Origin of the sequence: Zobellia uliginosa, from assembly GCF_018860745.1 — a bacterium.
GTDB lineage: Bacteria > Bacteroidota > Bacteroidia > Flavobacteriales > Flavobacteriaceae > Zobellia > Zobellia uliginosa_B.
Genome location: NZ_JAHKPY010000003.1, coordinates 486,205 through 506,600 on the forward strand (window position 1 = coordinate 486,205; position 20,396 = coordinate 506,600).

A 20,396-nucleotide genomic window follows, 5' to 3' on the forward strand; every position below is an offset into this window, starting at 1 on the left:
TCTAATTGAATTCAATGAGCTGTAGGTGATGATTATTATTACCAATTAAGATGTTAGACTTATTCCCATTTTTAATAATCTTCATGTCCTTGACATCAAAAGGGGCATAGAATCCACTTTTGGCGGGCATAGTAGTGGTAAATTCCCCTTTACCGTTACCTTCTAGAAAAAGACCAATGCCCGCATCGTTTCTAGGGGTTTCAATCTCTGAAGTGAATAGGTTACCGGCAATAAGTAAATCTTTATTTCCGTCCTGATTGAAATCTTGGGCAAGTATTGTATTTATACTCGATACTTGTGCTAGCTGGGGAAGCTTGTGCATCTTAAATGATTTTCCATTTATATTTTCTACGTAGTAAGAAGCAAAGGTGTAAGCAGATAAATGGAGTGCGTTATTTAATTTATCGCCATAAATAGTTTTTAAATCAGAATCTCCAAAAGACTCAAAAGTTGGAAATTTAGTATCTAATTCTGGTATTTGATCAATGGAACAAGATCTACCTCTAAGGGGATATACCTGGCCTTCCTCAAAGTAGCTTAAAACTATATCTTGTGAACCGTTTTCATCAAAATCCGCACTATGCACCTGAAATGGTTGTTCCTTAGATGCTTTGTATTTATAATTCAGCCCTAAATTCCCCACTATGAAATCATCATCTCCATCATTATCCATATCTGCTGGGGTAACACTGTAATACCAACCTTCGGAATTTTCCAAACCTTGGAAAGAAAACCGTTCAAATGTTCCGCTTTTGGTTTGGAGAAAAGTTGTGATCGGCATCCACTCACCTACTACAACAAGATCTAATCTATCATCATTGTTTAGGTGTATCCATTGCGCAGAAGTTACCATTCCCAAGCTATGAAAGTCCTCAGCTTTTATTGCAGTGACGTCTTTTAAATATCCATTTTCATTTTTCAACAATGTGCTGTTGGCAGGAGAAGGGTACTTACCTGGTAATTGTCTACCACTGACAAATAGGTCTATATAACCATCCATATCATAATCGGCAGCTACCACCTTTGACCCACTATTTAAGTAGTTAGGTATTCTACTGTTATCTTTTTTAAAATTCCCTTTTCCATCGTTTAAATAAAGACGGTCTTGAAGATTTTTACTGTTTATTGAAAATTCATATCCACCGCTGACCACGAATAGGTCTTTATCACCGTCATTGTCAATATCAAAAAATACACTACCTAGGTCTTCAGAGATTTTATCTTTCTTAAATGCATTTTGAGAAACGGAATCATATTTTCCGGAGGTATTCTGTATGAATAACGTGCCACTGCTACCAGAAGCACCGCCAATATAAAAATCTTCCATTCCATCATTATTTACATCTGCAACAGCTATAGTTGGTCCAAATTGAGACATTTTGTGAGGAAGTAACACTTGCTTTTTATAATCATCAAATTCATTTTCTTTATGCTTGTACTGTAGGTTACTTGTAAGTGTAACATCTTTAAATATAGGATTGGTATTTGTACCGGACTTAGCTAAAAACCTTTCATTTTTTTGATAAATATCCAGAGTTTGGTTTGCGTCAATATCTTCTAGTTCGCTAATCTGCCCATTGGGCCATTGAATTTTAATTTTTTTGATACTTTCTAATGAACCAATCCCAAAATGCGCTGTGTTCTCGCTTTTGGACATATAGCCCCTAACATTTGTTATTTCAATAGTCTGCCATGGTATAGCCCCTTTAAACAGTAAAATTTTACTACCTAGACTTTCTGACATTGTAGAAGGGTAAAGATTTACTCTCAGGTAGTTCCCTTTATCTTTTTCAATCGTATGATTTTTATAAATAAATGCTTCTTCATCAATATTACTTACCACAATATCCAAATCACCGTCCTGGTCTAAATCTGCATATGCTGCACCGTTTGAAAGTGTTTCTAGTTCAAAACCCCAGTTTTTGTTTTCTTTGTTAAAAGTCAGGTCTCCATTATTTTTATAGATATAATTCTGAAGCCTATCTTCAGGAGCAATTTTTGCTAAAGCCAAAACATCTACAACATCTTGAAACTTCTTGTTTTCCTTTTTTGCGACCTTGCCAATACTATCTAATATTTGCTCATATCTTTTATTTACGTCACTATTGCGCATGTTTCGCTTAATGCCATTAGTAACAAATAGGTCTTTTAACCCGTCATTGTCAAAGTCCGCAATTAACGGTCCCCAACTCCAATCTGTATTGGATACACCTGCCATTTGTGCAATCTCACTAAAAGACCCGTTACCGTTATTGCGTTGCAAGGTGTTGAACATATACTGATAGTGCCCGCCTTCATTAACGATGTTCCAGAAGTTTTCCGGGTTCATACCGCCCATATTGGTTTTTATGCGTTTATGGTCTTCAGCAACCATATCCAGTACCATAATATCCAAATTGCCATCATTATCAATGTCAGCAATATCAGTACCCATACTAAAATTGGATATATGCCTAAAGTGATTTTCTAAGTCTTCTTTAAAACCTCCCTTTTTATTGTTTATGTAAAAAAAGTCCGGCTCATTATAGTCATTGGCAACATACATATCTTGCCATCCGTCATTGTTAATATCCCCAATTGCCACAGAAAGGCCAAAAGCCAAATTCTCAGTTTTGGTCATGGGAGAAACTTCAATAAAACCAATGTCTTTCCCGAGGTTCCTATAAAGTTTGTCACTGTATGCGGGATTGGAGCCTTTCACTCTTTTTTTTCCTCCTTGTCTATTACCGTAACCAGGAGGTTGATTTACAACATATAGGTCAATAAGTCCGTTTTTATCATAGTCCAAGAAACTGGCCTGAATAGAAAATCCATTGTCATCTAAACCATATTCTTTTGCCATCTCTTCAAAAGTGTCATGGCCTGAATTGATGTATAGTAAATTTACACTTTTACTCTTGTCCTGCTGTTCGTTCTTGCATACATAAATATCTTGAAAGCCATCATTATTAACATCGGCAAAAGTCACACCTGTAGACCAGCTATCCAGGTTTAAGATACCTGCCTTTTCAGTAATATCTTCAAATGTCATATCACCTTTATTAAGGTAAAGCCTGTCGTTTACTTGATTCCCGGAAAAATAAATATCAGGTAATCCATCATTATTAATATCTCCTATGGCAACTCCTGCTCCAGTAACAAAATTTTCATTTAACAGGTGGTTGTCTTCAGGCGTCTCGGTTAGGGTGTTTGAAAATAGTATCCCGGAATTTGTGGGCTCTACACGTGTAAATAGTGTTTTTGAATCATCAATTGGTTTTTGATTCTCTTTTTTACAAGAGAAGGTGAGAATGAATAGTAAAGCAATTAATATAAGGCGTATACCCATAGTTGTTAAAGAATGAATAGTTAAATAGAACCCTTAATGAAGAAATGAAACATAACAAGTAAAATAATTAGCTCAAAATACGGAAACACGAGTGATAGAACGGGTAAAATAGGTTCATGCTCAGGTAATTATAGGTCAAAAGGCATGCTTGACCTATAATTACCCGATTTTGACCATTTATTGCCGACTGCTAATCAATTCAAAACAGTTTCTTTGGTGAAATGATTACTGATTACTCAATAAATACAGGTTTTTAAAGTGAAAATCCTAATTATTTAAACTTTTTTTTATTGTTTGGTCAAAATACTAACTAACAAAAAACAGGCATTATTATGAAAGAATGTTTATTTAAACAACTCACAAAACGCAAACATTGGTTATTGTTTGCGCTTATGTTGTCTTGTGCATCCATGGGATTTGCACAAGATTCCAATGTAAGTGGTACAATAACCGATGAATTTAATCAACCCATGTTCGGGGCCAATGTTCTGGTGAAGGGGACCACAAATGGGGTAGTCACTGATTTTGACGGTAATTTTACCTTATCTGCAAATACTGGTGATATACTGGTTATTTCCTATACAGGTTATACCACACAAGAAATAGCTGCAGAAACAGGTACATCAATTAACGTACAATTACAGCCAGATTCTCAACTTCTGGACGAAGTTGTGGTTATTGGTTATGGTTCTAGAAAAAAGGCAGATGTTACTGGTGCTGTTAGTACCGTAAAAACGGCTTACATAGAGCAACAAGCTTCATCCGATGCAACGAGAGCGCTTCAAGGTAGTGCTGCCGGTGTTACGGTAAATGCTTCGGCCAGACCAGGACAAAGTGCACAGGTTAGAATTCGTGGTTTAGGTACGATTAATGGAAATGGCCCTTTATATGTTGTGGATGGGGTTTTTGGTGCTACGCCACCACCTACTAATCAAATTCAATCCATGCAAGTTCTTAAAGATGCTTCTTCAACAGCTATTTATGGCTCAAGAGGTGCAAATGGTGTAATTTTGATTACTACTACAACAGGTAGAAAAGCCCAACCGGCCAAAATTGATATAAATCTGAGAACAGGTATGGGTACTGCCAATTCCAGATATGATCTTGTAACTGATCCTAATTTGGTTGGTCAACAAATCTGGTTAGAACAAACAAATGATGGAATTACTCCTAATCATAAGCATTTTCAATTTGATCCAAACAATATTCGTGCAACTCAAGTAAATGATTATCTGTATCCTAATGGAGCGTCTTTTGGCGATGCATCAACTAATCCGGCATTGTACGACCAAGTAAATTACCCGATTACTAAAACCAACCAAGAGGGTACGGACTGGATGGAAGAGCTTTATCAACCAGCGCTTTTACAGGACTTTGTTATTTCGGTTTCCGGTGGTTCTGATAATACGACCTATGCATTGAGTGCTAATTATTTTAAGGAAGAAGGGGTCTTAAGAGACAATTCCTATAACCGTTATGCGATTAGATCCAATATTGATTCCGACGTAAAAGATTGGTTGAAAATTGGAGAACGTCTAGGTGTTACTTTAAATGAATCAAAAGGAAATACGGTTGGTTTCAATAGTATTGTAGAAACCAGCCCGTTAATTCCCGTAAGAGATGTTGCTGGTAATTTTGCCGGTGGTGTAGTTGGTGGAGGATTGAATGATGGCCCAAACCCCGTAGGTAATAATTTCAGAGAACGCAAGGATAAGAGAACTACTTTAAATGTAACTGGTAATGTTTTTGTAGAGATTAAACCTGCTAACAACCTAACGTTCAAATCGCTTTTAGGGTATAATATGAATTGGTATTCAAATTATGACCCTAGGTTTGCAGATTTAGAGAATACCAATGGAAACCCAGGACATACATTAACAGAGACTAGAGGAGATAACTTAACGTGGAATTTCACGAATACATTAAGTTATAATAAAACATTTAATGAGGTACATAAATTAGATGTACTATTAGGAACGGAATCAACTAGATTTAGGTATGATCAAATCTCTGCAGGAAGGGAAAGCTTTTTCTCTACTGATGATGATTTTTTTATTCTTAGCTCAGGATCAGAAAATCTAACCAATGATGCGGAAGCTGCAGTATGGGCGTTAAATTCTTATTTTGCCCGTCTTTATTATTCTTACGATGATAAATATATGGTTGAAGCAACGGTTAGACGTGATGGTTCTTCAAGATTTGGAGCTAACAATAGATGGGGTAATTTCCCAGCACTGTCCGGTGGATGGGTGGTGTCAAAAGAAAATTTTCTGGCCAACAGTAGTTGGTTGAATTACTTGAAACTTCGCGCAGGATGGGGTCAGTCAGGTAATGATCAAATAGGTAATTACAACGGATTCAAAACGTTTGGCTCAGATTTAGGTAGTTCATTCTACGGACTTGGAGGCGCAGATGGTATAATACAACAAGGTTTTCAATCTACGGCAATAGGTAATCCTGATGCTAAATGGGAAACAACTACTTCTACTAATTTTGCTGTTGATGCTACGTTGTTCAACAGGGTAAACCTTACTGTGGATTTTTGGAGAAAGGACACAAAAGACATGTTATTCCCAATTACCATACCTGCTGTAGAAGGAATTGCTAATGCTCCAAGTGTTAACATAGGTGATATGAATAACAAAGGTGTTGATATTGAATTGAGCTACAATGGAGGTGGATCTGATGAAGGAGATTTTAGATACAATGTTGGATTAGTATTTTCTACGTATAAAAACACTGTAGAAAAACTAACAGGAAATGAAGACGAAATCATTACAGGAAGAAGTCAAAGAGCTCAGACGTATTCAAGAGTTGAGCAAGGAAGAGCATTTCCTGAATTTTACGGATACGTGGTAGATGGTATTTTTCAAACTACAGCACAGGCAGAGGCACATCCTAACCACAACGAAGATGAAGCAGCGGATTATAATAAACCTGGTAACCTTATTATAAGGGATGTAAATAATGATGGAAAAATTGATGCTGATGATAGAACTTTTATTGGTAATCCTAATCCGGATTTTACAGCTGGTCTTAATATAGGTTTTGAATATAAGAGTTTTGATTTTAGAGCTAGCTTCTATACGAGCCAAGGAAATGACGCTATCAATTACTATAATCGTTTTACTAGATACGGATTGTTCCAAGGACCTAAAAGTTCTGATAGATTGTTTAAATCATGGGGCAGCCCTTATTTAGATAATAATGCAGATGCTGTTTTACCCAAAGCATCTTCTCAAACTAGTTTTGAACAGAATACACATTCAGATTTGGTTGAGGATGCATCATACTTTCGTTTACAGAATGCGCAATTAGGATTTAACGTACCTCAAAGAATTTTGGATAAGATTAATCTTTCTCAAATGAGAATCTATGTTATGGGAACAAATTTATTTACTATAACGGATTACTCTGGTCTTGATCCAGAAATTGCATTATATAATGACCCAGATTCTGGATTTTCATCAGATATTGATAGAGGTTTAGATTTGGGTACGTGGCCTTCTCCAAGACAAATCATATTTGGTCTTAATATCTCATTGTAAAATAAAAAATTGAAAAAGATGAAAAATAATTTAATTATAAAAACCGGATTGTTTGCTACGGTCATAGCCCTTTCTTGGTCATGTGGTGAGGAATTCCTGGAGGAAAAACCTAAAGGAGCGGTAAGTGAGGAAATTTTAACTACCGAAGCAGGTGTAGACCTTCTTCTTGTTGGTGCGTACTCAAGACTAGATGGCTATTCAAATGGTGAAGTTGGAGGACAGGGAGAAGCATCTGCCACGAATTGGGTATGGGGTGATGTTCCTTCGGATGACATGCACCGTGGAGACCAAACTGGTGGATGGAGTCCTATTAATCTTATAGAGAGATACGAAACAGATGCTACCAACCCATGGGTAGAAGGTCTTTGGGCTGCTAATTATGATGGAGTGGCTAGAGCAAATGATGCTATCCGAGTGTTGAAAAAAGCGGGAGAGAATGTAGAGCCTGCCGTTGCTGTTCAACTTGAAGCAGAGGCACGTTGGTTAAGAGCTTGGTACCATTTTCAACTTCGTACTAAGATTGAAAAAATCTCATATATAACTGATGATGTAGTTGCAAGTGAAGTGACTAATGATACTGAGGTTTGGGACAAGATCGAGGCAGATATAAAATGGGGGATTGATAACGGTATGGCAGAAGAAGTTGAGATAGGCCGTGCATCTCGTTGGGCTGCTAAAGCACTTTTAGCTCGTGTACATATGTTTCAGCAGGAATTTACTGAAGCTAAACCTTATTTAGATGATATTATAGATAATGGGCCTTTTCAGTTAATGGATCACTACTATGATAACTTTGATGAAGAAAAGCAGAATAATGCAGAAAGTATCTTAGAAGTACAATATACTGTTAATGATGGTGCTGGTGACGCCAATAGCGGTGCAGATCACAGGACTTTATTTCCTAGAGGAGCAGACGTTGGTTCTTGTTGTGCATATAGCGCCCCTAGTTTTGATTTATTCAATGCATTTAAAACAGATGCAGATGGTCTGCCTTTGTTCGATACCTTCCAAGACGATTTATTGTTAGAAGATTATGGAGTTTTGGATACCGAACCTTTTACGCCTACTGCTGAGTCACTTGACCCTAGAGTTGATTGGACTATTGGTAGAAGAGGTATTCCATTTTTGGATTGGGGTCCAATGTCCGGTAGTGACTGGATGTTAGATCAAGCGGGTATGGGACCTTTCTTGAACAAAAAAATTATGTTCTATAAAAGAAATAAAGGAGTTATATCTATTTCTAGCCCAACATGGTCAAATGGTCTTAACGGTAATAACTGGCGTATATTTAGACTTAGCCATATAATTCTGTGGAGAGCGGAAGTTGCCATGGAGGAAAACGATTTAGGTACAGCAGTGGATTTGGTAAATGAAATTCGTGAGCGTGCTCAAGATGATTTGGTAATGGGTAAAGTAAATAACACCACTTTTGAAAGTGGGTATGAGTTAGACATAGATGAAGATCAGCCTGCTGCTAATTATAACTTAGGGCTGTATACATCATTTCCTAATCAGGACTACGCTAGAAAAGCAATTTACCATGAAATGCGCCTAGAGTTTGCCTTAGAGGGAATGCGATTTCAAGATTTGGTACGTTGGGGAATTGATGAGCCAACTATTACCAAATATTTGGCATCCGAATTAAGTGATGAGAAGCTTCCTTGGCTTCAAGGAGCAAATTATACGGGAGGTCAAGATGATCACTGGCCCGTTCCACAAACCCAGGTTGATTTGCAACCAGAAGTGTTAACACAAGATCCAGCCTATTAAAGGTTAAAACTTAACTAGTTGAGTTAGTTGTTTGTAAGCGGCAGCAGGTTATTTATTCCTGTTGCCGTTTCTTTTTATCACTAATTGCCAGAAGAATGTATTTTTAAGGACACATCCTTTACTCCAAACAATAATAATTGTTATATTGACACTTTTTAAAATTTAGAATGGTATTTTCACCCTCAATTTTATTGAAAATAGCAGAATAATAAATCGCTTTTAATTAGAAAATAATACTACTAAATAAATGACCAACTTAAATACAACTGCAAATTCTACGCGTAAACGTTATAATATATTGGCCATGGTCTTTATTACCGTGGTAATTAATTATCTAGATAGAAGTAACATTTCAGTGGCGGCTTTTGCCATGAAAGAAGATATTGGCTTAAGCAATGTACAGATGGGCTACGTATTTTCTGCCTTTGCATGGACCTATGCTTGCTTACAGATTCCTGGTGGAATAGTTGCGGACAAACTTCCTACCCGGATTCTATATTCTGTTATGATGGCCCTATGGTCCGTAGCCACACTTATACAAGGTATGGTCAGTTCCTTTGGAGCTTTATTGGGTTTAAGAGCTAGTATCGGAATATTTGAGGCCCCTTCTTATCCTATAAATAATTTAGTGGTAACTAAATGGTTTCCAGACAATGAACGTGCATCGGCAATTGCCATATACACTTCTGGACAGTTTTTAGGGCTTGCTTTTTTAACACCGGTCCTCGTAACTATTCAAACTTATTTTGGCTGGAGAGGCCTATTTATTATCTCTGGTATAATAGGTCTTCTCTGGGCGGCAATCTGGTACCTTTTCTATAGGAATCCGCAAGACCATAAATCTATAAATAAAGCCGAGCTAGAACATATTGAAAAAGGTGGAGGACTTGTTGGTAAAAACGATGTAAAGAAAGAGGACAAGAAAAAATTTGATTGGAACGACTTCAAGCAAGCTTTTATCTACAGAAAACTCTGGGGGCTTTATATAGGTCAATTCTGCTTGGGAGCTACAACTATATTTTTCCTCACCTGGTTTCCCACATATCTAGTGGAGTTTAGAGGATTAGATTTCTTGAAATCAGGTTTCTTGGCGTCCATTCCTTTCTTAGCAGCCTTTTTTGGGGTGCTTTTATCCGGTTTTACATCTGATTATTTGATAAAAAAAGGCTATTCCGTAGAAATTTCTAGAAAGACACCTATTATCGTTGGTATGTTATTATCTACATGTATTATTGGGGCAAACTATACAGATGATACATTCTTTGTAATACTATTTTTGGCCCTGGCCTTTTTTGGTAACGGGTTAGCAAGTATTGCTTGGATATTTATTTCACTTATGGCACCTAAGAAATTAATAGGACTTACTGGTGGGGCTTTTAATTTTATTGGTGGTCTAGCAGGGGTTGTTGTTCCAATCGTAATAGGTTATTTGGTAGAAGATGGAGACTTTAGTCCTGCACTTTTCTTTATTGGAGGAATTGCATTGCTGGGTTTTATATCATACACTTTTATCGTAGGTAAGGTTGAACGTATTGTTCCAAAAAATTAGTAAAACACGAAACATAGTAAATAGACATTTTATGAAAATATCAGCTATTAAAACCTTTCCTATAAATGTAGGCTTTGGAAGTCAATTAGTAGTAAAGGTCGAAACCGATTCAGGAATACATGGATGGGGTACTTCAGGTCTTTCAGGAAGGGAATTGGCAGTTATAGGTGCAATTGAGCATTTTAAAGGATTTCTAATAGGCAAAGATGCTCGGAACATAGGTGCGCTTTGGCAAGAAATGTACAGAGGGCAATATTTTGAAGGCGGCCGTGTACTTACTGCAGCCATTTCGGCCATAGATATTGCTCTTTATGATATTAAGGGAAAAGCCCTGGGAGTTCCTGTATATGAGCTTTTAGGAGGTAAACATAGGGATTACGTAGATTGCTTTGCTTCGGTACGCTTTAGGACTAAAGAAGAACTTTTTGAATATTCTAAAACCTGTATTAAAGAAGGTTGGACAATGTTGCGTTTGGCTCCTGCGGAATTTGAAGCAGAAGGAGATAAAGAACTTTTTGAACCCAGACAATCCATTGCTACGATTGCCGAGTGGTGTACAGACCTACGTAAAGAAGTGGGTACGGCCATTACCATAGGCATTGATTACCATACAAGACTTACTCCGGCACAGACGTATTCGTTTATAAAACGTATGCCTCCGGGAACATTGGATTATATTGAAGAACCTATCCGCGATGAAAATCCGGAAGCATATGAGAACCTTCGTAAAATGGTAGATATTCCTTTTACAATAGGGGAGGAGTTCTCTAGTAAATGGCAGTTTTTACCTTTTTTGGAGCGAAATTTGACTCAATATGCACGTATAGATATTTGTAATGTAGGTGGAATTACCGAGGCAATGAAGGTGGCCAGTTTGGCGGAAGCACATTATATAGATTTGATGCCCCATAACCCGTTAGGTCCTATTTGTACAGCGGCTTCCATTCATATGGCAGCAGCTTGTCCTAATTTTGGCTGGTTGGAAGAAATGAACACCCCTGCACAATATATGGGAACCGATGCTCCGGAATTCTATCCTATACGTCCTATGTTGAATGGACCTACGTATCCGGTGTTGGATACTCCTGGACTTGGTGTTGAGTTTAATGAGGAATTGGCTCTAAAACAAACGTTTAAACCAATTGAAATACCAAGATTACGACGTAAAGACGGTTCATTTACCAATTGGTAATCAAAACGTATTATTCAACAAATTCCATTAGTCCAAAACGGTTGGCTTGATGTACGTTTTTAGAAATATCATAAATAGGAAATAGCGTTGAAGTAGATCGTCGGTTGCCGTCTGCATCGTTTCGGTCTTGTCTAATAGCAAGGAAAGCCCATTTATTTCCGGGTTTAATTGCAACTACTTTACCAAGCTCACCAAAGTTAGAATAGGGGATGGCCATTTCCATGGTCCATCCCTTATCTATATCGGAATTATCATTTATTGTTCCTTCAAATGTTACCTCTACCTCAAAACTAGGATTGAAAGATTTGTAAACTACATCTTTCCCCATTGTATAATTATTGAAATAAATAAAGTCGTTTGAAGCTTTGTTTAAATTCAATTCATATCCAAAATGAGTGTCTAGGCTATCTGGTGCGGTAATGAAGAATATTTCGGCACAGTCATCAAAATAGGGTTGGCCGTCTCTTTTGGTTTCCCTAGAGGTTATGAATTGGTCTTCCATTTTAAAAAAGATAAAGAACTTTTCTTCACCCCAAAGCATTCTAAAAGTTGATTTCTGTTGGTCCAAAGGTTTATCTATATTATAGAAATTATCTAAGGTTCTAGCTTCCGTTCTGGACCAAGCCCCTTCCTTCATTTTTCCATCTATCTGCATGGGCTCACTAACTTTAGAAACTTTAAAAATAGGTTGTTCTCCCAAAGAAAGTTTCTTTTCTTGTTGTGCCCACACGGTAGCGGATAGAAAGAAGACGGTGACTAAAACCTTAGTATTTTGTAACATATGTTTAATGATGGTTATTTGTTTATCAAGATTTTGGCCCATAAATTATTAGGATAAATATCTAACGCCTGTTGTAGTTCCTTTTCCGATTCTGCAGTGTTTTTAAGTCCTAGATTACCTAGTGCTTCTAAATAATAGGAGTTGGAAGTGAACTTGTTGTTTGTAGCGGAGGCTTCTTCTACGGCAACTAACGTATTGCCGGTGCCACTCTCACGCATTGACTTCCCTTTTGCAATAAGGTCTTTATAAATGGTTTTTGCCTTTTCTGAATCTCCCAACTTTTCCAATGATTTACCTTGAAAAAATAAAAGGTCGTTCATACCTCTTCCGCTCTGGGCGTCAATGCTTTTTTGATAACTGGACTTCGCTTTTTTAGCATCACCCAATTGGTCATAAGCTTCTCCCATATAATAATAGATCATTGCATTTTTTTCGTCGTGTGTAGGCTTGCCTACTTCAAGATTTTCAGGGTAAAGTAGTGCCCGCTCCAAATGAGAAACAGCTTCTTTAGGGTTTTTATCGGCAATCAACTTTTTAGCTTTTAAGGTATGGGCATCTACATAATGCCAGTACGTTTCTCTACCACCTTCCCAAGTTCTAAAGTGATGTGTATCAAGAAATGCGATAGCTTTATCATAATCTCCGGCTAGATTCAAAAGTTCAACATACGTTTTTGGAGCATCCACATCTTCTCTTACAATATCAAGATTATTGTCTAAGATCTCTAGGTTCTTCCTAAAATCAGAATCTGATTCATCATAGTATTCGGAAAGTTCGGAATACCAAAGCGGATTGGAATTATTAAGTGAGATAGCTTTGGTCATATAATCAATCGCTTTTGAAGGGTTCTTTTGATGATAAAAAGCACCAAATGCAAGATTTCGCCATACCATAGGAATACTAGTGTCAATGCTAGCTGCTTTTTCCCAATATTTTAAGGCATCATTAGGTCTTTTATCATATAGTAAATTACCAAGCAAATACAATGTAGTAGAGTTATTAGCGTCAATTTCTAAAGCGTTCTGTAAAACGGTTTCAGTCTCCGTACGATAGGGAAAAGCATAGTCTAATGATGTTTCTTTAACTTTAGCTAAAGCTTCTGTTCTTCTTGCTGACTCACCAGATTGATTATAGAACCAAGCTTTGTAATAGTTCACAAGCGGACTAGATATATCCTCTAAATCTGATAATAGGGCTAATCCCTCATCAAGTAACCCTGCGTTCATGTAATTAGTGGCAATCTCCAAATAATTATTTTCTGGATCTTGCATATTCTTTTGCCAAGCAGTCATAGAGGTATTACCCTTACTGAGTTCCATTTCATATAGCACAGAAAAATCAAGTGGATCGTAGGCAATTTGATTTTCTAAAAGTCCGTTGGCTTCATTTTGTCGGTCTAGTTTACGAAGTAAAGCCGCGTTCAATACTACAATCCTCCCATCTCTGTTGTTTGTGGAATAGGCTTCTTGGGCATATTCCAGAGCCTTTGAATAGTTCCCCTTGGCGCTCTCTATTTGTGCTAATTTAAAGTTACCGGCAGAAAACCATTGATAGTACCAGGTGGCTCTAGCTAAGTTGGCATAGGCTTCTTCTTTATGGCCTAATGCTTGGTGTGCCAACCCTAAATAGTAGAATATTTCACCTTCTTTGGGTTGGTAGTATTTCACTTTTAATTTGTCCGCTGCGGTTTGAAGATATTTCAAAGCTTCTTCATATTTTGTTTGAGTTATTCTACGAATACCCAAAGCTAGATTGGTGCGGTAATCATTTGGCGATTTGTCCAAAGCGGCTAAATAGTAATCATCTGGTTCTATACCCGGTCTTCTAAATTGCTCAACGAAACGTCCGGTTAAATATAAATCTTCAACAGTTTTTAATTCTTCTGGTTTCTTTACCTTTTCCTGATTTTCGGGTAGTTGAGGGTTTGCAGGTTTGTAGGGCGTGTATGAAATAAGTTCATTACCGTCCGCATCCTGGATAAGAGCAGTAAGTTGATATTCATCTAAGACTTTTCTATTTTTATATGTGGATGTAAAAGGATGGGCGGGGTCAATATCTATCGTTTTTTCTTCCAAAATGGTTTGGCCATTTTTGAGAATAACCTTAGCATTTTTAAAGGTTTTGGTGGTGTTGAACCCATAAAAAAAAGTTTTTGCATTACGCTTTTGCAATGTTACGGAAGCATCGGTATTTGAATTTTTGACCACCTCTAAATCCCGAATAGGATACCAGTAATTTTTTGCATCTTTAACGGAATGGGGGAGAATCCAATTATAATCGGGTTGATTGTTAGAAAATGTACCGGTCATTAATTCTACATACGCCTTTCCGTCATCGGTTAGTTTTCGTCTTGCATTTTGTCCTTGTAATCCTGGTCCAAATTGCCATAGTTTTGAAGCATTGTTTTCAAATGGATCACCCACATGAACGGTTCCCGCATTTTGTCCATAATCATACCCACCTATAAAACCCTCTTTAATGTCCCACATAAAAAATGAAACCGGATTTGGGTGGTTTTTCCACCAAGTAAGGTCTACACGTTCTTCGTAACTGGTTCTTCCGTAATCGTCTGTTTTATTTGATAATGGCCACTTAATAAAACTACTATTGTTATGGTATACTCCAATTTCTTGACTTGGTGGCCAGAAGGTTCTAAAATCATCATTTGCTGTAATGGCCACATTTGCCCAAAAAAGAAATGTAGTCGTAACATCGCTAGTGTTATTAATGCGATAATCCACTTCAATGTAGGAGCGACCTGGTCTCAGCGTCATACCTACTACACCACGCATATCTCGGGTTTTTTCGGTCTCCCCGATCCAAACAGTGGCGCTTCCGTCTTCGTTATTTATCATTCTATAATCACTGGGTAGCATAGTGGTGGTGCGGTGATGATGTGGAAAACACCATTCGATTCCTCCGGAAACCCAAGCGCCCAGAGTTCCTATTAAATCAGGTTTAATAACACTATTGGTATGGAAAAGTTCATGACCGTTAGTTTTGTCAATAGCCGAAAAAAGGCGTCCGCCAAAAGCGGGTAAAACTTTTATACGGATATATTCGTTTTCCAAATAGACCATATCATAAGTTACATTTACCAAAGAATCACCTAACTTAGTTTGTGATGCATAAGGATATACTTTGCCTTGTGCACCTTGAACTCCACGACCGGTATAAAAGATTGGACTTACTTCATCTATACCTATCTTGTAGGTAGGTATAGTTTCTTGACCTTCGTATATCTTTACTTGAGCCTGAAATTCGAAAATGCAGAGTAAAAATAAAAATGCTGAAAGAAAACGATTTTGGTTTGGCATAATTTGTCAGTATTGTAATGTTCTTCTTAAATTTAAGAAGGATTACTAAAATACAGTAGAACAAATGGTCTACCGAGTATAATAAACTGACAAAATAACTCTTGTAGATATTTTATGTATTAATTTCCTGACTTTTACTCTTAGCCCTAGCAGTTTTAACGGCTATTTTTCTAAGCATCCATTCTGGGTAGTCTGTGGAATCTTCAGCTTCATAAATTTTAATATGCTGGTCTTCCTGTGGTTTTTTAAGTTCGTCTGGGTCACAACCCAAAATTTGTGCAGCGGTATCAACCCCAGAATGTGAAACTCCTGCTACGCCATGAGATAGAATACTAGCGCCACATAAGAATAGATTTTCTATTTCGCTTTTTGCCTTGTAGGCAAATGGCCCAATGTGTTTTAAGCTTTTCTCGGTACCATAAATGTTTCCGTCTGTAGTGTTTACGTAATATTTATTGGTCAACGGAGTACCCAAATCTTTTTGTACAATATGATTGCTGATGCCCGGTATGGCTTTTTCAAGTCCGTTTATCATTTTTTGCATTAACAATTCTTTAAAAGCTAAGTATTCCGGAGAACGCTCCTGATTTTCATTTTTGAATTTTTCAAAAGCCTTATAGTCAACTAAGGTAATAGCCTCTATACTATGATGTTTTCCGTCAAAACTAGAGGGGTCTTTTAAAGTGGTACAACTAATGAACATTCCCTCAAAGGCATCTCCTTTTGAAATATCGGATTCTAACATGCTGTCATAAAAATCATCAGTGTCCTTATTGGGCATCATCCAAATATTACCGGAGTCTAGACCCGCTTTGCGCAAGTCCATATCCACAATTAAAAACAACATCAGCGAAGTGCTGGAATATTTTGTTTTAGCGAGTTTTTGCTGGAATTTAGAACTCAGGTTTTCTCTTCCGACCAACTCATTATACGTGATACCTACATCTGCATTGGAGACAATAGTATTAGCCAATAATTTTTGTCCGTTTTCTAAAATAACCCCAACTGCCTTTTTTTGCTGTTCACCTTCTAAGATTATTTTTTTCACTGCGGTGCTTGTACGCAATTCCCCACCGTGTTTTTTAAGCGTATTGGTCATGGCTTTAATAAGTGCGCCACCGCCGCCCATAGGATAATATCCTCCTTGAAAATAATGGTACATTAATGCACTGTGTAGAACAAAAGGAACTTTTTTAGGTTGTACCCCATGATCACCGCATTGTATATTGAGAATGTTTTTTAAAAGAGGATTTTTTATGTGCCAACCAATTACTTTTCTAACACTGAACATACCGTATTTACCAAAATGCTTGGTTTTAAAGGGGATGGTAAATTTCTGCCAAAATCCTTTAAAATAGGGAAGAGAATATAATTCCTCACTTACTTTCCGTATTAAATTCAGGTATTTGTGAATCTGTTTTTTATCCTTTGGAAAGCGAGCAGAAAGTCGTTCGATAAGTAAATCGAAATTAGCGGGAAAATCAAACCGTTCTTCACCAATTCGGACATGTTCGTAGGCATCGGGATTCATCCTAAAAAATACGAGGTCGTTAGCAATGCCCAGACCTCGGTATAAATCATTGGTAGCTTCACCTTCGGCCATAAGGCCTACGTAGTGCACACCAGGCGTAAAACGGTGTCCGTTAATGTAAAAACTATGGCACCAGCCACCGGGAACGTCATGTTGCTCTAGTACTACCACTTTTTTTCCGGCTCTTGCCAAACAAATAGCGGTAGCCAAACCACCAGCCCCAGAACCGATGATTATGGAATCATAGGTTTCAATTTGGTTTTTAGTATTTTCTATTCCGGAATATTGAACTGTTTCTTGCATTCGCAGGATTATGGGTGATATATAAACTAGAATCACTATCTAAGATATGCATAAAAAACAGAAATCGTTGTTTACACTAAAGACTCGTATTATATTATTTTTTTAAAGCCTCGGTGATGGCTTTTTCCACAAGGGGTTCCATTATTTTGTAACCTTCTACTGTAGGGTGAACGCCATCTTTTGCAAATTTCTTTGGCAATCCGTTCCGCTCATCTGCCATAGCCGAAAAATAGTCAAGATAAATATGACCTTTTTCTTCTGCATAAGCTTTGATCATTTTATTGAGGTTTACAATTTTTTGGGCAGGCTCCACTCCAGGTTTCCACGGATAAGCGAAAGCGGGCAGGGTAGAAGACAAAATTACCTTAATGTCATTTGCAGCAGCTATATCCGCCATAGATTTAATATTAGCCATAATCATTTCTAAAGTGGACGGGCCCGTATTTCCAGCAATATCATTCGTACCTGCTAAAAGAATCATCACCTTTGGTTCTAAGTTGACCACGTCTTGTCTGAATCTCACTAACATCTGCGGTGTAGTTTGCCCACTAATACCGCGGTTTACATAAGATTTATTAGCAAAGAACTCCGGGCGTGAATTGATCCATCCTATAGTAATGGAATTTCCCATAAATACGACTCGGTTTTCATCTGGAGCAGGTTTCGCCAGCCTATCGTTTTCCGCTTGAAATTGATTTAAATTTGGCCAATCTTGTCCTTTTATTCCGTTGATTATTCCTAGTCCCATTAATACAGCAAGTAATGTTGGTTTGAGTTTCATTGTAATTAGTAGATTATGTATTGGTGTTCTTAAATTCTGTTTTATCTTCTATGGTCAGTGGTACTTCATTCATAAATTTTAGTTTTGTCGGCTTTTGGCTGTAGAGATAAACCACCAAGAAAATGGCAATTACCAAGAATAGAGCATTGCCATTGAAACCATAAGCGATTAAAGCTAAAAAAGCGGGGCCTTCTATAAAAACATATTTAATAATAGAAGAAGCCTGATATTTCTGAAGTTTTAAGGTTAAACTATCCGTTCTATGTATGGCTTGTAATTGTTTTTTGAACATAAACTGGCTCATGAAATAGCCAAAAGCGGCCACTACCGGTATGACATAGATAAAAACATCATTAGGGTCTGCGTTAGCCTTAAAACTACCATTGTTCATGTATTTAAATGTTCCAAAAGCAACAATTCCAACTACTAGCGCAAGATGAATTATAGATAAGGTCTTAAAAAATGAAGAAGAATTGGTAGACATTAATTTTAAAATTATGCGGCTTATAAAGGTAGCCTTTCAACCGGAAAGATAAAAATTAATTGAGTAAGTGCTATGTAAAAAATACCCAATAGATATAGAATATAATTATGAAGGTCAAAGCTAATGATAGGACATAAATCATTGTTTCAGTTTGCCTATTGTTTTTATGCTGAATTCTGATTTTTTGCTTGAGTATGGCCCATTCTCGTGCGTTTAGTTTTTTAAACTCAACCTCGGTTTTACCCGTACCATTTTGGCAAAGCTCCTTTAGGTCTTTGTAGTTGCGCTTCTTTAAAAGTGCCCTGTTTGTTCTTAAACTAGTAATTGCATGCGCCATGAATCCTTCTCCTGCCATATGATATGTTTATTTATGAGTAGTGGATTTTTGGAAAATGTTACAAGTGTTAGTAAGAATCTAGGTACTGTTCAGAATTTTAGTTGGTGCACTTCAGGAACTAATATTATCTGTATTTTAGGAGGGGAAATTCTAAAAGAAACATAAAATGAAAAATATATCAAGAAGAAATTTCAACATAAAATTATCTCAAGGGATAGCAGGGGCCACCCTATTCAGTGGCGTTGGCTCCGGATACGGATTTTCTTTAAGAAAAGATAAGAAGAAACTAGGTATAGCCCTAGTTGGATTGGGAGGTTACAGTGGCGGACAATTAGCTCCGGGATTACAAGATACAGAGCATTGTTATTTGGCGGGTATAGTTACGGGAACTCCTGCAAAAGAAAAGGTATGGATGGAGAAGTACAACATTCCCAAGAAGAACGTTTACAACTACGAGAATTTTGATTCTATTGCCAAGAATAAAGATATTGATATTGTTTACGTAGTACTTCCTAACAGCATGCATGCCGAGTTTTGTATCCGGGCGGCAAAGGCAGGTAAGCATGTAATCTGTGAAAAACCTATGGCGGTAAGCGTTAAAGAATGTGATGCTATTATTAATGCCTGTAACGAGGCCGGAGTAAAATTAAGTGTAGGCTATCGTATGCAGTCGGACCCTTATACCAATGAGATTAAGCGCATGGTAAAAGAGAAGCCTTTTGGTGGTGTACGTTACGTATCTTCTGATGCCGGTTATATTTCCGGAGGCAACCCAGACCAATGGAGGCTTAACCACGCGCTTTCAGGAGGGGGTGCATTAATGAATATGGGTGTCTATTCTATACAAAGTAACATATATGGTACAGGGCAAAACCCTATTTCCGTTGCGGCACAGGAATTTAGCTCCAGACCTGATTACTTTAAAGATACGGATGAGACCATAACTGCACAGATGGAGTTCCCAAATGGAGTAGTAGGTAATCTGTTCACTTCGCATAATGCCAATGCGAACCGATTGTTTGTTTCTTTTGAAAAAGGATGGGCAGAACTGAACCCATGTCACAGTTACGGACCATTGAGCGGACGCACATCCGAAGGAAAAGAAATAAAATTCCCGCATCAAAGCCAACAAAAGCTGCAGATGGATGATTTTGCCAAACATATAATGATGGGTACCACCAATTATGCACCGGGTGAGATGGGCAAGCGAGATATGATTATTGTAGAAGCTATTTATAAATCGATTAAAGAATCAGGAAAGACCATTCCTTTAGATTTAGGCGATATGGGAATTGTAAGGGCATAGTTAGAATTTCAAAAAACTTGAAAGGGATGGTTCTAAAACCATCTCTTTTTATTTTTCAATATCAGGATAATTCAAAATTGACAGATTTTTCATACCAAAGTGTTTTGCTATTTAGAATGAAAACAAATGGTAACGTTAAGCTAACGATTTAACATAAAATTGAACTTTA

Annotated in this window: 12 protein-coding genes; 5 read left to right on the forward strand and 7 right to left on the reverse strand. The window is 37.4% G+C overall.

Annotated features, from left to right (window positions below; translation table 11 throughout):
* Position 1: 1 nt before the first annotated feature.
* Positions 2 to 3,328: a VCBS repeat-containing protein gene (locus tag KO521_RS05820; protein ID WP_215938963.1), complete on the reverse strand. Its 3,327-nt coding sequence runs from the start codon at positions 3,326 to 3,328 to the stop codon at positions 2 to 4.
* Positions 3,329 to 3,660: 332 nt separating this feature from the next.
* Here KO521_RS05820 and KO521_RS05825 point away from each other — a divergent pair, with 332 nt between their 5' ends.
* The 4 genes from KO521_RS05825 to KO521_RS05840 all read left to right on the forward strand — a co-directional run bounded on the left by KO521_RS05825 (position 3,661) and on the right by KO521_RS05840 (position 11,387).
* Positions 3,661 to 6,876, forward strand: coding sequence for a SusC/RagA family TonB-linked outer membrane protein (locus KO521_RS05825; protein ID WP_252729882.1), 3,216 nt, complete (start codon positions 3,661 to 3,663; stop codon positions 6,874 to 6,876).
* An 18-nt stretch (positions 6,877 to 6,894) separates the two neighbouring features.
* Complete coding sequence (locus KO521_RS05830; protein ID WP_215938964.1) at positions 6,895 to 8,646, forward strand: RagB/SusD family nutrient uptake outer membrane protein; 1,752 nt, start codon at positions 6,895 to 6,897, stop codon at positions 8,644 to 8,646.
* Positions 8,647 to 8,893: 247 nt separating this feature from the next.
* Entirely contained in the window at positions 8,894 to 10,195 is a 1,302-nt protein-coding gene (locus KO521_RS05835; protein WP_215938965.1) for an MFS transporter, read from the forward strand.
* Positions 10,196 to 10,226: 31 nt separating this feature from the next.
* The gene (locus KO521_RS05840) at positions 10,227 to 11,387 is read left to right on the forward strand and encodes a mandelate racemase/muconate lactonizing enzyme family protein (RefSeq protein ID WP_215938966.1); all 1,161 of its coding nucleotides are present in this window, start codon (positions 10,227 to 10,229) and stop codon (positions 11,385 to 11,387) included.
* Positions 11,388 to 11,397: 10 nt separating this feature from the next.
* Here the strand turns inward: KO521_RS05840 and KO521_RS05845 are convergent, their stop codons facing one another.
* The 6 genes from KO521_RS05845 to KO521_RS05870 form a co-directional block, all read right to left on the reverse strand.
* Positions 11,398 to 12,168 (reverse strand): carbohydrate-binding family 9-like protein, encoded by a 771-nt coding sequence (locus KO521_RS05845; protein ID WP_215938967.1) that lies wholly within the window; start codon positions 12,166 to 12,168, stop codon positions 11,398 to 11,400.
* Positions 12,169 to 12,182: 14 nt separating this feature from the next.
* On the reverse strand, positions 12,183 to 15,485 hold the full coding sequence (locus KO521_RS05850; protein ID WP_215938968.1) for a DUF5107 domain-containing protein: 3,303 nt from the start codon (positions 15,483 to 15,485) through the stop codon (positions 12,183 to 12,185).
* A gap of 112 nt (positions 15,486 to 15,597) precedes the next feature.
* Positions 15,598 to 17,319, reverse strand: a complete 1,722-nt coding sequence (locus KO521_RS05855) for a phytoene desaturase family protein (RefSeq protein WP_215938969.1) — start codon at positions 17,317 to 17,319, stop codon at positions 15,598 to 15,600.
* Positions 17,320 to 17,413: 94 nt separating this feature from the next.
* Entirely contained in the window at positions 17,414 to 18,100 is a 687-nt protein-coding gene (locus tag KO521_RS05860; protein ID WP_215938970.1) for an SGNH/GDSL hydrolase family protein, read from the reverse strand.
* A gap of 13 nt (positions 18,101 to 18,113) precedes the next feature.
* Positions 18,114 to 18,584 (reverse strand): hypothetical protein, encoded by a 471-nt coding sequence (locus KO521_RS05865; protein WP_215938971.1) that lies wholly within the window; start codon positions 18,582 to 18,584, stop codon positions 18,114 to 18,116.
* A gap of 70 nt (positions 18,585 to 18,654) precedes the next feature.
* On the reverse strand, positions 18,655 to 18,939 hold the full coding sequence (locus KO521_RS05870) for a hypothetical protein (protein ID WP_215938972.1): 285 nt from the start codon (positions 18,937 to 18,939) through the stop codon (positions 18,655 to 18,657).
* A gap of 148 nt (positions 18,940 to 19,087) precedes the next feature.
* On the opposite strand from KO521_RS05870, the gene KO521_RS05875 reads away from it, so the two are divergent.
* Positions 19,088 to 20,227, forward strand: coding sequence for a Gfo/Idh/MocA family protein (locus KO521_RS05875; RefSeq protein WP_215938973.1), 1,140 nt, complete (start codon positions 19,088 to 19,090; stop codon positions 20,225 to 20,227).
* Positions 20,228 to 20,396 lie beyond the last annotated feature (169 nt).

Excerpts from the sequence above, each read along its gene's own strand:
- KO521_RS05875 (WP_215938973.1), top strand. The coding sequence starts at position 19,088 with ATGAAAAATATATCAAGAAGAAATTTCAACATAAAATTATCTCAAGGG.
- KO521_RS05845 (WP_215938967.1), bottom strand. The coding sequence starts at position 12,168 with ATGTTACAAAATACTAAGGTTTTAGTCACCGTCTTCTTTCTATCCGCT.
- KO521_RS05870 (WP_215938972.1), bottom strand. The coding sequence starts at position 18,939 with ATGGCAGGAGAAGGATTCATGGCGCATGCAATTACTAGTTTAAGAACA.
- KO521_RS05860 (WP_215938970.1), bottom strand. The coding sequence starts at position 18,100 with ATGAAACTCAAACCAACATTACTTGCTGTATTAATGGGACTAGGAATA.
- KO521_RS05855 (WP_215938969.1), bottom strand. The coding sequence starts at position 17,319 with ATGCAAGAAACAGTTCAATATTCCGGAATAGAAAATACTAAAAACCAA.
- KO521_RS05850 (WP_215938968.1), bottom strand. The coding sequence starts at position 15,485 with ATGCCAAACCAAAATCGTTTTCTTTCAGCATTTTTATTTTTACTCTGC.
- KO521_RS05865 (WP_215938971.1), bottom strand. The coding sequence starts at position 18,584 with ATGTCTACCAATTCTTCTTCATTTTTTAAGACCTTATCTATAATTCAT.
- KO521_RS05835 (WP_215938965.1), top strand. The coding sequence starts at position 8,894 with ATGACCAACTTAAATACAACTGCAAATTCTACGCGTAAACGTTATAAT.
- KO521_RS05840 (WP_215938966.1), top strand. The coding sequence starts at position 10,227 with ATGAAAATATCAGCTATTAAAACCTTTCCTATAAATGTAGGCTTTGGA.
- KO521_RS05830 (WP_215938964.1), top strand. The coding sequence starts at position 6,895 with ATGAAAAATAATTTAATTATAAAAACCGGATTGTTTGCTACGGTCATA.
- KO521_RS05820 (WP_215938963.1), bottom strand. The coding sequence starts at position 3,328 with ATGGGTATACGCCTTATATTAATTGCTTTACTATTCATTCTCACCTTC.
- KO521_RS05825 (WP_252729882.1), top strand. The coding sequence starts at position 3,661 with ATGAAAGAATGTTTATTTAAACAACTCACAAAACGCAAACATTGGTTA.